Annotated in this window: 13 protein-coding genes; 9 read left to right on the top strand and 4 right to left on the bottom strand. The window is 40.5% G+C overall.

Features of this window, described 5'->3' with window-relative positions; translation table 11 throughout:
- Positions 1-112: 112 nt before the first annotated feature.
- Both fabF and V7D18_RS03310 read right to left on the bottom strand, forming a co-directional pair.
- Positions 113-1,354, bottom strand: a complete 1,242-nt coding sequence (gene fabF, locus V7D18_RS03315) for a beta-ketoacyl-ACP synthase II (RefSeq protein WP_426151418.1) — start codon at positions 1,352-1,354, stop codon at positions 113-115.
- 1 nt (position 1,355) lies between these two features.
- Positions 1,356-1,922 (bottom strand): TetR/AcrR family transcriptional regulator, encoded by a 567-nt coding sequence (locus V7D18_RS03310; RefSeq protein ID WP_426151417.1) that lies wholly within the window; start codon positions 1,920-1,922, stop codon positions 1,356-1,358.
- 136 nt (positions 1,923-2,058) lie between these two features.
- Between V7D18_RS03310 and V7D18_RS03305 the strand changes: the two genes are divergently transcribed.
- The 4 genes from V7D18_RS03305 to V7D18_RS03290 all read left to right on the top strand — a co-directional run bounded on the left by V7D18_RS03305 (position 2,059) and on the right by V7D18_RS03290 (position 5,741).
- Entirely contained in the window at positions 2,059-2,316 is a 258-nt protein-coding gene (locus V7D18_RS03305; RefSeq protein ID WP_426151416.1) for a hypothetical protein, read from the top strand.
- Positions 2,317-2,533: 217 nt separating this feature from the next.
- On the top strand, positions 2,534-3,511 hold the full coding sequence (locus V7D18_RS03300; RefSeq protein ID WP_426151414.1) for a GNAT family N-acetyltransferase: 978 nt from the start codon (positions 2,534-2,536) through the stop codon (positions 3,509-3,511).
- Between the two features lie 203 nt (positions 3,512-3,714).
- Complete coding sequence (locus V7D18_RS03295; RefSeq protein ID WP_426151412.1) at positions 3,715-4,473, top strand: class I SAM-dependent methyltransferase; 759 nt, start codon at positions 3,715-3,717, stop codon at positions 4,471-4,473.
- A 443-nt stretch (positions 4,474-4,916) separates the two neighbouring features.
- Positions 4,917-5,741, top strand: a complete 825-nt coding sequence (locus tag V7D18_RS03290; RefSeq protein ID WP_426151410.1) for a choloylglycine hydrolase — start codon at positions 4,917-4,919, stop codon at positions 5,739-5,741.
- Between the two features lie 58 nt (positions 5,742-5,799).
- On the opposite strand, the gene V7D18_RS03285 is transcribed toward V7D18_RS03290, so the two are convergent.
- The gene (locus V7D18_RS03285) at positions 5,800-6,735 is read right to left on the bottom strand and encodes a P1 family peptidase (RefSeq protein WP_426151408.1); all 936 of its coding nucleotides are present in this window, start codon (positions 6,733-6,735) and stop codon (positions 5,800-5,802) included.
- Between the two features lie 219 nt (positions 6,736-6,954).
- Complete coding sequence (locus tag V7D18_RS03280; protein ID WP_426151406.1) at positions 6,955-9,129, bottom strand: extracellular solute-binding protein; 2,175 nt, start codon at positions 9,127-9,129, stop codon at positions 6,955-6,957.
- Between the two features lie 312 nt (positions 9,130-9,441).
- Between V7D18_RS03280 and V7D18_RS03275 the strand changes: the two genes are divergently transcribed.
- Genes V7D18_RS03275 through V7D18_RS03255 form a run of 5 tightly spaced genes read left to right on the top strand, consistent with a single transcriptional unit; the run spans position 9,442 to position 14,409 of the window.
- Positions 9,442-10,602: an extracellular solute-binding protein gene (locus V7D18_RS03275; RefSeq protein ID WP_426151404.1), complete on the top strand. Its 1,161-nt coding sequence runs from the start codon at positions 9,442-9,444 to the stop codon at positions 10,600-10,602.
- A 50-nt stretch (positions 10,603-10,652) separates the two neighbouring features.
- Positions 10,653-11,663: an ABC transporter ATP-binding protein gene (locus tag V7D18_RS03270; protein ID WP_426151402.1), complete on the top strand. Its 1,011-nt coding sequence runs from the start codon at positions 10,653-10,655 to the stop codon at positions 11,661-11,663.
- A gap of 10 nt (positions 11,664-11,673) precedes the next feature.
- A complete protein-coding gene (locus tag V7D18_RS03265) occupies positions 11,674-13,377 on the top strand; it encodes an ABC transporter permease (RefSeq protein WP_426151400.1) in 1,704 nt (567 codons plus the stop codon).
- Between the two features lie 18 nt (positions 13,378-13,395).
- Complete coding sequence (locus V7D18_RS03260) at positions 13,396-14,259, top strand: glycerophosphodiester phosphodiesterase family protein (RefSeq protein ID WP_426151398.1); 864 nt, start codon at positions 13,396-13,398, stop codon at positions 14,257-14,259.
- Between the two features lie 12 nt (positions 14,260-14,271).
- Positions 14,272-14,409, top strand: a complete 138-nt coding sequence (locus V7D18_RS03255) for an HAD hydrolase family protein (protein WP_426151396.1) — start codon at positions 14,272-14,274, stop codon at positions 14,407-14,409.
- The last annotated feature ends 170 nt before the right edge of the window (positions 14,410-14,579 follow it).

Raw genomic sequence — 14,579 nt, 5'->3', positions numbered from 1 at the left:
TTTTCGCGGAGCGGCTTACCACGCCGCCCGAAGGAATACCGTACCTGCAATAGAACAAAACAATCCTCAATTTTCATAGCCTAATTCATGGACTTTTCCTCAATATGTGCTGTTATTTGTCTTCTGCCTCCCACTTTTTAAAAAGGAGAGAAGCGTTATGACCACCAAAGCCGAATCCGTTTGAAATTGCAAAATTAAGTGTGTGCCTGATAGCAACATTGGGCACATAGTCGAGGTCGCATTCGTCATCTGCATTTGTCAAATTGATTGTTGGCGGTATCACACCATGCCGAAGAGCCTTTAATGTGATAATAGCTTCTATACCACCCGCGGCCCCAAACAAATGACCTGTCATGGATTTTGTTGCACTAATCTTGATTTTTGGGGCATATTCCTTGAATAGAGCTTTAATTGCCTTTGTTTCTGATTTATCCCCCTCTTTTGTACCTGTGGCATGAGCGTTGATATAATCCACCTGTGAGGGCAAAATATTTGCCATTTGTAATGCCAGTGCCATCGCCCGTTCAGCACCATGATAATCTGGTGTGGTGATATGGTAGGCATCGGTGGTTGAGCCATATCCAATGATTTCTCCTAATATGTCTGCTCCACGGTTTTGGGCGTGTTCCAGTTCTTCCAAAAATAAAATTGCCGAACCCTCGGACATGACAAAACCATCTCTTAATTTGTCAAAGGGACGACTGGCTTCCGCGGGGTGATCATTATTTGTGGACATTGCGTTCATGTTCGCAAAGCCTGAAAATGCGAGTGTGTTGATGGGGGCTTCTGCTCCCCCTGCAATGATTGCATCTGTGTGACCATATCGAATACTTAAAAATGCTTCTCCAATCGCCTGATTGGCGGTAGCACACGCTGAAACAGGAGCAAAACTCGGCCCCTTAAATCCGGTTTTAATTGCAATAAAACCAGATGCCATATTACTTATCATCATCGGAATCATAAAAGGGGATACCCGGCGTGTCCCTTTGCTTAAATAAGATTCGTGATTCTGCAATAGAGTGCCGACTCCACCAATGCCAGAGCCCACATAAACGCCAACCCTGTTCTTATCAAAACTTTCATCGTGTACCTGTGCCATATCAATTGCTTGCTTTGCTGCGGCATATGCATATTGCGCATACAAATCATACTGCCTTGCTTCCTTTTTTTCCAAATAATTTTCAGGAACGAAATTGTCTATATACCCGGCAAGGCGAGAGGAGATATTAGAAAAGGAAGGGTCTTCTATTTTCTTTATTCCAGACCTTCCATTAACAACATTATCCCACAGCGTATCTACCGTATTGCCAGATGACGAAATAATACCGTAACCTGTAATAACCACTCTTCTCATGTTAGTTTCCTCCTTGCGTACTTAACGCTTTGCTGAATTGAGCTTGAATTGATGACATCATATTTTCGAAGGAACTATCATTTAGAACTCGTCTGTATTGAAGAGCGCCTTTAACACTCAAAAGTATAGTTCTTGCAATGTCATCATTATCCAGGTCTGGGTTATACTGTCTTACCAGAGCAGCCCACAGCTCAATTTCATTTTTACTGATTTTTTCCAAGATCGTTTTCATACTCTCTGGTAAGTCTTCATAGTCGCTTTGCAAACTTGAGATAGGGCATATTTCATTGGGCATAATCTTATCAATTCTATTTTTTATAAACGACCAGGGCTTCTCCTGATTATGGATCATCTGCTCTAAACTATGTTCATAGCTTTCCAATAAGCCAGTTTGTATTCTCTCACAAACCGCGATACCCAGATCTTCTTTCTTCTCAAAGTAATAATGCACCGCAGCCTTTGTGATGCCCAGGTCCTTAGAAATATCATCATAGCTCAAAGACAAAAATCCTTTTGTTTTAATGAGCCGCATGGCCAAAGATACAATATCATCTTTTTTACCAGCCATAACTAATTCACACTCCTTTCTATACAGCTTACCTACTAGTAAGTAAATATACAATATCATATATTACCACTTCTGTCAATTTCCTCAATTAGACCGCAGGAAGGACGCCATCTTTTGAAGCACTTACGGTTTTTTCATGGCAAAATATAGCTTTGAATTCAAGAAAAAAATAGTTGAAGTTTACCTGGCTGGCAAAGGAGGAACTAGATATCTGGCGTATAAATATAATGTCCCTGCGCTAAGCAATGTTCAAAAATGGATTAATAATTATCAAGCTTTTGGTGATGAAGGATTAATGCGTTCTAGAAAACAAATAAAATATTCTTTCGAATACAAACTTCATGTGGTAGAGTTATATTTAACAAATGGGGTTTCGTATCAGGAATTAAGATAGTCAAATGGGTAAATAATTTTAGAATCGCTGGATCTGATGCTTTGAGACCTAAGAAGAAAGGTCGTACGAAGTCTTAAGGGGTACCTCATTTTGAGAATGTGCCTTTTTTGCCCTAATTGTAAATGACAAGGTGCTCATAGATTATTTTAAAATTGTAGTGAGCAATGATATGAGGAGTGAATCGTAAAAGCATAATATCGTGTAGGAGAAAGTAGAAATGAAAGAAAAAATGGACCTGAGGAAAGCAGATTGCAATATAGGAATGGAAGAAAGCAGTAGAAATATTAATACAAAGCAATTTCAGATATTAACAGACATTAATTTAATATGGGATTTCATGGTGGAAATCTATGGGCGCAATTTCAGCAATGGTGTGGCGGCTCCTTTTTATGAATATGCCATCACATCAACATGGATGGACATTTCGTATCAATACTTGAATCGAATTTGGTTTGATGGAGACAAAGTTGTAGCATTTGTTTTCACAGAATCACCTGTTACTAATATATTTTTTAATCTTCGTCCGGGATATGAAGAATTAGTGGAGGAATTATTAGATTACGCTGAAGAATATATGCCGAATTTTGATAAGCAGAGACAATTCATTTTATTTAAAGGGCAGGATTTTCTGATTGATGCAGTGGCAAAGAGAGGATATAGTAAGGTGTATGAAGAACACGACTTCATTTTCGATTTTCAAAATGAACTTACCTATAAATTGCCGGAAGGTTTTCACTTCGTAAAGGAGAGTGAGGTTGATCCCATAAAACTGGCCAGGTGCTGCTGGAAGGGATTCGATCATGAGCAGGATAAAGGTTCATTTGAAAAATGGGATGAGGCAGATTGCGGAATGAGCTGGAATCCACAAAAGGGATATAACGGTGTGAGGAAAGGTTTGATGTGTCCGGCTCCTCATGCAACTCCCCAACTTGATATAGTCATTGCAAACGATGAAGAAGAGTATGTTTGTTACTCCGGAATGTGGTGGGTTAAGGAAAACAATTTAGCTTATATGGAGCCCTTATGCACAATACCAGAATATAGAAACAGAGGATTGGCAGCGGCTGCATTATCGAAACATTACGAACGAATGAAGAAGCTTGGTGCAACTCATATGACTGGCGGAGGGAACAAATTTTATAAGAAAATTGGTTACTCTGACGGGATTGTATGGACGCATTGGAAGAAGAACTGATTGGGATTGTTTGATATACGAGCGAATAAGAATTTTGAATAGTATGTAAACGAGGAGGTTTACGATGATGAAACGAATTAACGACTCGGTGCAGTTTTAAAACTGACAGCAGATTGTATCGAGGTTAAATGCTGAAGTTTGACTTATGTTGTCAGAAACTGCACCAATCAAAACATATTTAATTTTGAAAGGAAGCAGAAAAGATGAATGTTGAAGAATTAAAAGTAATTTGGAAAAAAGAAGAGGACATAGCACAGATACATGGCTGGGACTTCTCACATATTTATGGTAGATATGAGGAAGAAAACAACTTACCATGGGATTACGAAAAAATAGTTAGACAGTATCTAAATAGTAATGCAGATATCTTAGATTATGATACTGGGGGCGGTGAGTTTTTACTTTCATTAAATCATCCATATAGTAAAACATCAGCAACGGAAGGTTATAAACCAAATGTAGACTTGTGCAGAGAAAAATTACTCCCTCTTGGAATAAACTTTAAGGAGTGTAATAAACCATCTGAAATACCTTATGGCGATGAAACCTTTGATGTGATTATAAATCGCCATGGCGATTTCGACGCTATAGAATTATATAGACTTCTAAAAAAACATGGCGTATTTATAACAGAGCAAGTCGGTGGTGAAAATGAGAGAGAATTAATAGAAATGGTTTTGCCGGGAATTAAGAAACCATTTCCACATCTGAATCTTAAAGAACAAAGCAAAGTATTCGATAATGCAAAATTTCAAATCATTCGTGCTGAAGAAGCATATAGACCTATCCAGTTTTATGATGTTGGTGCATTTGTATGGTTTGCACACATTATAGAATGGGAGTTTCCGAATTTTTCAGTGGAAAAGTGTTTCTTACAGTTATTAGAAATGCAAAGGATGATTGATGAAACTGGTAAAATTGAGGGAACTATACATCGATACTTAATTGTTGCGATAAAATAAGTTTATTTTTATGCTGGAATATTAACTGACACACATATTTTTAATTTATAACATAGAGTTATAAAAGGCACGGGAGTTTCCGTGCCTTTAGTCTGTTTGTAAAAAGCACAGTTCAGATTCGTATGCCGTGAATTTGCACTACCTACTCTGACTCCTTATTTATAAAAGGGGAGAAACCCCGCCCTTCCATGAGAACTGCGGACTTCGCCACGTCCATGTAGGAAAGAATGAAAAGGCAACGAATAATAAAATAAAGCATAAGCTTAAATTTCACATTTTTGATTCTGAAAAATGTTGTAGGTTGAACCATTGAGATACCTGGTGATATCATATGGATAGAATTTTAAGAAAGTGGTGAATCCAATGGTAAAATAGTTAAATAATTCTCTAAATACTCTAAGCATATGATATGACAAAATTATATATAAAAAGGAGGTTCCAAAATGTGTACAAGTTTTGCAGTATACAGTCAAAAAAAAGCTGTTTATGGTATGAATTTCGATACTGATGATATTGATTTAAAACTAAAAGTCAATAGTTATAATGATATGAACTTATTTTACTTTACAGCCTTAGCAGATAACAAATACAGGGATATCGCTGGTTTTAATAGTGAGGGTCTTTTTATCTGTACTCAAGCAGTAAAATATAGTCCAGGCTTTAAAGCAAGTTGTGACGAAAATGATTGGTTTGCTTTTGATATTTTTGATGAGGCGCTAAAGAAAACAAGAAAAACATCTGAATTTTTTGAAATTCTTAATAAAAGAGTGATCTCGTATCCTAGAAATCCATTATACCCAGATTTAGGGCTGCATACTATTATCGCTGATAAAACTGGTGATGCATTTATTCTGGAAGAAGGAAATGGTATAAATATAGTTAGTCCTATTCTTAATGATTTTATTATTATGACTAATTTCCCAAATGGGGATTTTAAGGAATCAAATTATGATAAAGTATATGGTATAGGTGCTGATAGATATATTTGTGCTCATGAATATATTCATAATAATATTCATAGCTTTGGAATAAATGAAGCCTTTGAAGTTTTAAGTAAAACCAGTCAGGATAATACTCTGTGTTCAATAGTATATGAACCACTAAAAAATGAAATATATATTAGTTTTAAAAAAGATTTAAGCAAAAAATGGAAAATTTCTATTATCGATAAAACAATCCAATCAATGGATGGATTTTTAAGCAATAATAAAATTCAATTTACAAATGAAGAAATATTTGTGAAGGATCTTATTAGCTTATATAAGTGAAAACCAAGACAGACTAACCGTCTCACCGGGCGTACGCTGCAAAAGGGAAAGGCAGCCTTTATTGTGCTGCCAGTGCCCCTCGTATTATAGCCTTTTCCAGTACCAATGCTGCAGCTGTACCTACCTGTGTAACAACTGCATCTCTAGACATGTTGCTGGTATGAGATCCCAGGGACAGGCAGTAAATCGTATCTCCGTCCCATTGCGTATGATTAGGAGATATGGCCCTGGCCATACCATCATCGGCGAGTTGAGCCACTCGATTGGCTTCTGCTTTTGATAGTCGTTCTGTTGTAGCCACTACTGCAATTGTGGTGCTGTTATAATAAAGTGGTGATGGCACTCCCTCCATCATCAACTGGGTTTGATTAACAAATGTGCCGTTACAATTCAAGGCTCCCGCAATTATATGTCCCTGGTTCCATATATCTCCCAAGGCATTGACTATTGCAAGAGCTGCAACTATGGGACCACCTGGAATTTGTATGGAAGCAGTACCAAGTCCTCCCTTCATTGGAATACCATATATTTTTCCAATTGTAGCGCCTGCTCCAGCCCCTACATTTCCTTCTGGTATGGGACCTGGGGTTGCGGATTGACAGGCGTCATAAGCCATGGCGGCATCAGGCGGAGGGGAGCCCTTGGCGTAGAGAAGGTCAAATATCACTGCAGCAGGTACAAGTGGCACATCATCAATTTTGTGATCAACGAGCCATTGCATCACTCCGCCGGACGCCGGAAGTCCGAAGAAACTGCCGCCTGTAAGAAGGACTCCGTACACGGGATACTCTGAAGTACCTGGACGAATGATATCCGTATTCTGAGTACCGGGGCTGCCTCCGCTTACAACAATACCGGGAACGGCCCCCTTTGGGCATAGAATCACCGTACATCCGGTACGGCCGCTTTTATCTTCGGCGTTCCCCACCAGAATTCCGGGAACATCGGTGAGCCCTCCCCAAGATTTTTCTTCCCGATTTTTATTATCACTCATATCATAACCTCGCATAGTAAAATAAAAAGTTGTACTTTATTGTATGAATTAAATTCTAAAATTGATATAAGGATAATTCTTTACTTTATTCTACGATTATGTTTTTGAGTTATAGCCATTTCTGCTATTATCTGTTTTATTATCCAGGAAGTCGTACATCGAGTAATCCAGTGCCCCTCCATTTCGCCATAAAATAAAATCTCCAAACTGAATTTTGCCTTATTCAATTTGGCTGCAGTAGATTTTCTGGGCGTTTTTAGCAGCTTCTTTCGGTGTCATTTTTTTGTTAATCACATTTCTCACAGCGACACCTATTATATTTTCATACTGCCGTATCGACAGATTTCCAACTGGCAGTTCCTTATCACCTCTGATACCAATTTTTAAACTTTCACGAGAAGCGGAAAGCCATGGGAAGAGCACATGGTTCTCAAAATCATTGTAAACGTTTGTTAGGGAGGAAGTACCCCCCAGGCGAACTACGGCAGAAGCGATGTCATTTGTATAATACCACTGGAAAAATTGGCGGCAAGCTTCCTCTTGCCTGGTGTATCGGCTGGCGCCGATAACTCCTCCACCTAAAAGGGGATGTCCGCCGGGGATGATTGCAGCACCGGTCTTTCCTACAACATTGGAGCGTTTGCTGTTAATTAGATAGGCAGCGTGGTTTGAAAAAGTAGTGGCAGTGGCGGTATCACCGTCTGCGAAGCCTCGAATGGAGTCTTGCCACCAAAGGGACTGCTGTTTGTTGGAGTATTGAAAGAGTTCTGCATATTTTTTTAGGGCGTCTTCCAGTTTTGCTGTATCAAAAACTGCTTTTTCCTGATGATTCCCAAGTTCTGCAAGATAAAAAGGCATAAAATCACAGGAGGCAGTAATTGCCATGCCGCAGGTTGAAGTGGCTCCGTAAATAGTTGGAGAATCCGGATTGTATTTTCTTGTAAAAAATTCTGCTACACGGAGATATTGCTCTGTGTTTTTTGGGATGGTCAGTGATTCCCGGTACCGTTCGTAATAGGCCCGGCATATGGTTGCATCGGAGAACAAGTCGGTCCGGTACAGAAATAATTGGACACTGGGATCAAATGGAAAGCTATAAACATTGTCTGGTAAAGCAGGCTGGCCATTTCCCATGACTGAAAACAGTACCTTTGGAAAACTGTCTGTATCCAACCCAAGATCCTTTATCGGCTTATAGATCAAAGGCCCCATGCTGTCAAGCCATGCAAGGTCAATTCGAATTAAATCATAATAAAAATCATTGTTAAGCAGCTGAATGTGTTCATATAAGTCGTCGTAAGTCATACTGGTTATTTTTAGTGATATGTCTGTAAGCTGTTCAAATTGATGAACCAGTTTTTCAAGTGCACTGACAGCAGGTGAACCCAGTGTAAGCATGGTCAGGGGTTGTGGCTTGCTTTTGCTGATAAAAGGAAAACTGAATGAAAAGCCTTTGCAGGGTAATGTGCTTCGTTCAGGTATTCCAGCGTTTTTATTTAAATGAGTGCTTACGGTGTCTGCGATGCGTGCGCCCATTTGGCTGTAGTCCAACTCAAAGGTCTTGTAGTGGGGATTTGAAAATGGACGGAAGGAATCAATGGTAATGATCTCAGGTTTTTGCTTATCATCAGAAAACTGCAGGGCAGTGGATAACATGTTTGCCCGCTCTGAAGAGGTTGTTATAACCGCTTCTAGATTTTGGTTCTCGTGAATAATGTCAAATGCCATATTTAAGATAAGATTGGTATCGGATGTAAACTTTTGTACATAAACTGAAGTGTTGCTGAGTGCATCGCTGAATCCTTCAAATATTCTGTTGATATTTTCAAAATAGCTGGGAGCTGAGAAGAAAGCGACGGATTTCCATTCACGATCCAGGACATATTTTCCCAGAGAATATCCGGCGGCTTGTAAGTCAAATGTAAAGAACGATATATTATCCCGCTTTATTCCCAATTCACGATCTATGAAGACAATGGGAAATGAGAATTCGTTATAAATCAGGGCGGACTCGTTTCTGAGGCAGGAAACCGCAACCAGGGCGGCGATCCGAGACAGAGGGAGTCCTTTTATAAGCTTTTCTTCGGTACCGGCGATATCACCGGTAATATAAAGAGCCGTTTCATAACCGTAGGATTGGAACGAGTGCTGCAAAGCGGTATAAAGATCCAGATAAACTGAGTCCCTCAAATTTGGCAGTACAATTGCAACCAGATCTGGAACTCCCTGGCGTAAAAGCTGAGCCTGGGAATTTGGAACATACCCTAATTTTTTGGCCGCCTCTTCTACGAGGAGGATTTTTTCAATACTGACTTTTCCGGTTTTATTAAGGACGTTGGAAACCGTTCCATGGGATACACCTGCAGCGCGGGCGATGTCTTTTATCGTAGGCATATTTTCATCTCCTGAATTGGAAGCTTCAAATTTATTAATATTACAATATCAAAATTTGATGATGAAAGCAACCAATTTATATAATATTTTTGCTGTTTTAATGTTTATTCTAATGGTTTGCAAGGAGTAAAGTGCGAATTGGCGTGGATTATAAGTTGTTAAATGGCATTTATAGGCATTATAATCGTGTGAATGTAAATATACAGATAAATGTTTGTAAAATGAAATGGATTATATTGACACGTACCAATTATACAGGTATATTCAAAATGTAAGAGAAACATAAACATCAAATATAAGGAGGAATTACTCATGAAAAAGACCCTTGCACTGTTGCTGACCCTGGTTCTGGCATCTGGCCTTACAGCCTGCAGCAGCCCGGCAGGTAATGGCAAAACAGCAACCGGAGATGGAAAAACCACGGAAACAACCGCAGCTGGCGCTGCTGGTACGGATGCGCCAAGTACTTCTGAAACTGATAAAACCGGAGGCAATGATCTTGTAAAAGGAACTGGAGTCAACTTAACCATTTATTCAAATTCTGTTTCTGACGGACGTGGCGACTGGCTTGTAGAACGTGCCTCTAAGGACGGTTTTTCCATTCAGTATGTAGATGCCGGCGGTGCAGATGTATACAGCCGTCTTGTGGCTGAGAAAAATGCACCAGTCGCGGATGTGAGCTTCGGACTCTATTCCATGCTTTGGGAATCGCTGAAGGAACAAAATCTTTTGGTTTCCTATAAACCGACCTGGGCGGATAAAATCAGTGCGGGTTTAAATGATCCGAACGATTATTATCATGCTATTGTAAAGCAGGCAATTTTAATGGCTTATGACAAGAAACAGATTTCTGAAGCAGATGCTCCTAAGGATTGGCCGGATCTATGGACGAAAGAGCAGTATTCCGGTACATACGAGTTTTCATCATCTCTTGGCGGTGCAACCGTCAGACACGTCATAGCAGGCATTCTTACAAGATATGCAGATCCTGCCGGGGACTTGGGAATCTCTGATGAAGGCTGGGAGCAGATTGCTCTTTACTATAAGAATGGTGTACCTTCTCAGGAGGGCGTGGATTTATATGCACATATCAGCAATCCGTCCGACCCGATTCTTTATGGACAGATCTGGTCCAGCGGCATTGCGGCCCGTGATAAGCAGTATGGTACAGATACCGGTATCGTTGTTCCGGAGGCAGGTGTCCCGTTTGTAGTTGAAAGCATTGGTATTATCAATGGAACTAAGAATTTAGAGGAATCACAGCGTTTTGTTGACTGGTTTGGCAGTGCTCAAATACAGGGAGAATGGGCACAACAGTTTTCTACCCTGCCTGCGAATAATGATGCACTATCTGGTTTGAATGATTTCAACAAAATGATTTCTTCATTGCCGGCTCAGAATATTGACTGGTCTCTGGCTGCTAAAAATATTGACGCATGGTGTGAAAAAATTGAACTTCAATATTTGCCATAAGATTAAGAAGATACGAAACAAAATGAAATCGTTTAGCGGGAGATAATGCAATGATTAAATTAAAAGGTATAGAAGTCAAATTTGGCAGCTTCACAGCACTGCACGATATTAATATTGACATAAAGGAAGGGGAGTTCTTTACTTTCCTGGGACCGTCCGGCTGTGGAAAAACCACCACATTGCGAACTATTACCGGTTTTCTTAATCCTGCAAAAGGAAGCGTCAGTGTACGAGGAACAGACATCACAAATCAACCGGTGGAAAAACGTAATATTGGCATGGTGTTTCAAAGCTATGCCCTGTTTCCAACGATGAGTGTTTATGATAACATAGCATTTGGTCTTAAGGTTAAAAAACTTACAAAAGAAGAAATCAAAAGCAGAGTACTGGCAATGGCAGCTAAAGTGGACTTGACGGATGATCAGCTTTCCAAAAAGGTCTCAGAACTTTCGGGAGGACAGCAGCAGCGTGTGGCAATTGCCCGCGCTCTGGTTACCTCACCGGATATTATCTGCCTTGATGAACCGCTGTCCAATTTAGATGCCAGGCTGCGCATACAGCTGCGCAACGAACTTAAGGATCTTCAACAGCGGTTTGGCATCACCACAATTTATGTTACACACGATCAGGAAGAGGCGCTGACGCTGTCAGACCGTATTGCAGTCTTTAACAAAGGCGTGATCGAACAAATCGGAGAACCTCCAGAGATTTATAACCATTCTGCAACGGAATTTGTTTGTAATTTCATTGGGGATATAAACCGTCTTCCAAAAGAGATTCTTGTGCTGGCGGGAGCGGACAGATGTGGTGGGGTGGATATTGAAAAGCACTGCTACATACGTCTGGAACATATGCATGTCAATGAAAAAACAGCAGATCATGACCTGTCGGTGCAGGCCGTGGTAAAGGGTTATGACTACTATGGACTTTATATTAAATATAAGCTGGAACTTGGGGGGCATACATTTAAGGTGGTCGAAAAAAACAGCGGCAATTCGCTGTATGAAAAAGGCAGTACTGTGACACTCAGCTTTCAACCGTCAAATATAATGCAGTATTGAGGTGATTTTCATGATAAAAAATAAACTGGGAGCTACACTTACTTTTTTGTTTTTGGCCTGGCTGGTATTCGCATGTCTTGTGATTCCAAACTTGAATACTATATATTCGGTTTTTGTGCAGCAGGGGCATATTACACTGGAACCTTTTCATAAACTTCTGGAGTCCCAACGGGCCATGCGTAGTTTGCGTAACAGCTTTATTCTGGCGCCCACGCTGTCTTTTACCGTAGGATTTATTGGAATCAGTCTTGTACTCATCACCGAATATTTCGATATAAAGGGCGCTAAAATCCTGCGGCTGGGATATATGACTACATTGGTTTACGGTGGAATTATTCTTGTGTCAGGATATAAATTTATTTATGGACAAAATGGTTACCTTACCAATATTCTTGCTCAGATATTTCCGGAGTTTCCTACGGATTGGTTTTCCGGTTACTGGGCAGTGCTGTTCGTTATGACGTTTGCCTGCACTTCCAACCATATGATATTTCTGCGAAATGCCATGAGTTCTGTGGATTTCCAGACTGTGGAAGCTGCACAGAATCTGGGGGCATCGCCAATGAAAATCCTGTGGAAGGTAGTACTTCCGGTACTGACGCCTTCTTTGATTGCGGTGACAATTTTAACTTTTATAACAGGGCTTAGCGCCACATCTGCCCCTTTACTGGTGGGAGGGACCCAGTTCCAGACCATTACCCCGATGATTTTATCCTTTTCCAAAAGTATTGAAACCTATGATCTAGCGTCTTTGCTTGCACTTTTTTTAGGTCTATCCACCATTTTGCTTCTTATGGTGATGATGGGAATTGAACGGCGGGGGCACTATATGTCTGTTTCAAAGGTTAAGACCAGTGTGATGAAACAGAAAATCAGAAATCCATTTTTAAATGTTCTGGCACATGTTTATGCGTATGCACTATTCCTTATATATACGGTTCCGGTGGTATTTATTGTATTGTTTTCCTTTACGAATGCGTCCACCATTGCCAAGCGGAAACTCAGTTTTTCCAGTTTCACCATAGATAATTATCTGAACGTTTTTTTCAGACAGGCTTCTTATAAGCCGTTTTTGGTAAGCATTGTATATTCTGCAATTGCTTCTTTACTGGCTGCGGTCGTGATACTGTTTACCTGTCGGATCCTTCAGAAACATGGGAAAAAGCTATGGGCTCAGGTACTGGAATACAGCTTGATGATTCCCTGGCTTTTGCCAACCACCCTTATTGCCATTGGTCTTATTACGACCTATAATACTCCCCGGATCTTCATGTTTAACCGGGTTCTCACCGGTACGCCGTTTATTCTGCTGCTGGGATACTTTATTATCAAGATTCCTTTTACCCAAAGGATGACAAAGGCTGCATTCTTTGCGCTGGATGATTCTTTGGAGGAGGCTGCCAGAAATCTTGGGGCAAAAACAGTTTATATCTTTTTTCGGGTCATGCTGCCGATTTTGCTGCCCACGGTACTGGGGATCTTTGCATTGAATTTCAACAGTCTTCTGGGGGATTATGATGTATCGGTCTTTTTGTATCACCCGGTTAATCAGCCTCTTGGTGTCTATATCAAAACGCTGACCGATTCCCAGGCAAATGCGGATAATTCAGCTTTGACCTTTGTATACGCAGTGCTCATGATGATTATTTCCGCAGTAGTCCTTACCCTTGTTTACGGACGTGGAAGCAATAAGAAATTAGATAATTCATACTAATAGAAAAGAGGAAACAATATGTTTGGTCAGAAAAAATTTTCAGACGTGAATGAGGTTTTAAATCGGCGTTTGGAAGAGAAGAAGGCGTTGGTAGCCGTACATCGAGGCGCCTGGGGTGGAAATATTGTGGAGAATACGATTCCATCCTTTCACCTATCTCTGGAGATGGGAGGAGATATCTTTGAATGTGATCTATCCAGTTCTACGGATGGAATTCTCTATGTGTTTCATGATGGAGGAGAACCCTTGCTTTTAGGCTGTCCTGACAATATAAAAACCATGTCCAGTCAGAAGATTGAGCAGATGGAGTACAAAAACAGCCTTGGAGAGCCCAGCGGAGTTAAAGTAGAGCGTTATGAAAACGTTGCAGCTCATTTTACTGGTGATGTGCTATATAACATAGACCGGGCATGGGACTGCCTGCCTCAGATGGTCAAAGTCTTGAGAAAATATCCTCATACGCTCCGGCAGGTGATTATTAAGACTCCGGTCACAGAGGAGTATCTGGAATTTTTCAGCAGCTGCCCGGAAAAGTATATGTATATGCCGATTGTATACAACATGGAAGAGGTAAATAAAGTACTTTCTTATTCCAATATTAATACGGTTGGAATGGAAGTTATTGCAAAAACCAATGACAGTGAGCTGTTTATGCAGGAAAATCTGGACTATATCAGGAGTCACGATTTGTATGTATGGGCAAATGTAATTACCCTGGCTGGCCATGGCCGTCTCAGGCTATTCGGGGACCTTGATGATGATATGGCACTGCTTGAAAGCCGGGACCGATCATGGGGAGAGGTTTTGAGAAAGGGAATTGATATCCTGCAGACAGACTGGCCCCTGCAGCTTTGCAAATTCAGAGATGCCTATTTTAAGTGATCGGAGAGGGCCATGGATTATCATAAGATAGCACTTTTCAGTGATTTGGATGGAACACTTTTTAATTCCCATACAGCTATTTCCCCGGAAACGATAGCTGCAGTGTCAAAGTCCCTCGTATTTAAGTCTTTTCCAGTACCAATGCAGTAGCTGTTCCTACCTGAGTAACAACATAGGGACGGGACACTTGGTATAAATCAAGGACAGATAAGGCATGTTTTCAATTATGAAAATGTGCCTTTTTTGAGTGTGCCAAGCATGGCACTAATCTAGTCAGTGAAAGTCTGACCACGGGTATTTACCGCCAAGTGTAGCGGAGC

The organism is Lacrimispora sp. 38-1 (assembly GCF_049890855.1).
Classification (GTDB): Bacteria; Bacillota; Clostridia; order Lachnospirales; family Lachnospiraceae; genus Lacrimispora.
Note: the sequence above shows the minus strand (reverse complement) of the source record. Positions and strands in the feature narration are given on the sequence as shown.

Coding starts and splice junctions, on each gene's coding strand:
- V7D18_RS03310 (WP_426151417.1), bottom strand. CDS start 1,922: ATGGCTGGTAAAAAAGATGATATTGTATCTTTGGCCATGCGGCTCATT.
- fabF (WP_426151418.1), bottom strand. CDS start 1,354: ATGAGAAGAGTGGTTATTACAGGTTACGGTATTATTTCGTCATCTGGC.
- V7D18_RS03275 (WP_426151404.1), top strand. CDS start 9,442: ATGAAAAAGACCCTTGCACTGTTGCTGACCCTGGTTCTGGCATCTGGC.
- V7D18_RS03260 (WP_426151398.1), top strand. CDS start 13,396: ATGTTTGGTCAGAAAAAATTTTCAGACGTGAATGAGGTTTTAAATCGG.
- V7D18_RS03265 (WP_426151400.1), top strand. CDS start 11,674: ATGATAAAAAATAAACTGGGAGCTACACTTACTTTTTTGTTTTTGGCC.
- V7D18_RS03300 (WP_426151414.1), top strand. CDS start 2,534: ATGAAAGAAAAAATGGACCTGAGGAAAGCAGATTGCAATATAGGAATG.
- V7D18_RS03290 (WP_426151410.1), top strand. CDS start 4,917: ATGTGTACAAGTTTTGCAGTATACAGTCAAAAAAAAGCTGTTTATGGT.
- V7D18_RS03280 (WP_426151406.1), bottom strand. CDS start 9,129: ATGCCTACGATAAAAGACATCGCCCGCGCTGCAGGTGTATCCCATGGA.
- V7D18_RS03305 (WP_426151416.1), top strand. CDS start 2,059: ATGGCAAAATATAGCTTTGAATTCAAGAAAAAAATAGTTGAAGTTTAC.
- V7D18_RS03270 (WP_426151402.1), top strand. CDS start 10,653: ATGATTAAATTAAAAGGTATAGAAGTCAAATTTGGCAGCTTCACAGCA.
- V7D18_RS03285 (WP_426151408.1), bottom strand. CDS start 6,735: ATGAGTGATAATAAAAATCGGGAAGAAAAATCTTGGGGAGGGCTCACC.
- V7D18_RS03295 (WP_426151412.1), top strand. CDS start 3,715: ATGAATGTTGAAGAATTAAAAGTAATTTGGAAAAAAGAAGAGGACATA.
- V7D18_RS03255 (WP_426151396.1), top strand. CDS start 14,272: ATGGATTATCATAAGATAGCACTTTTCAGTGATTTGGATGGAACACTT.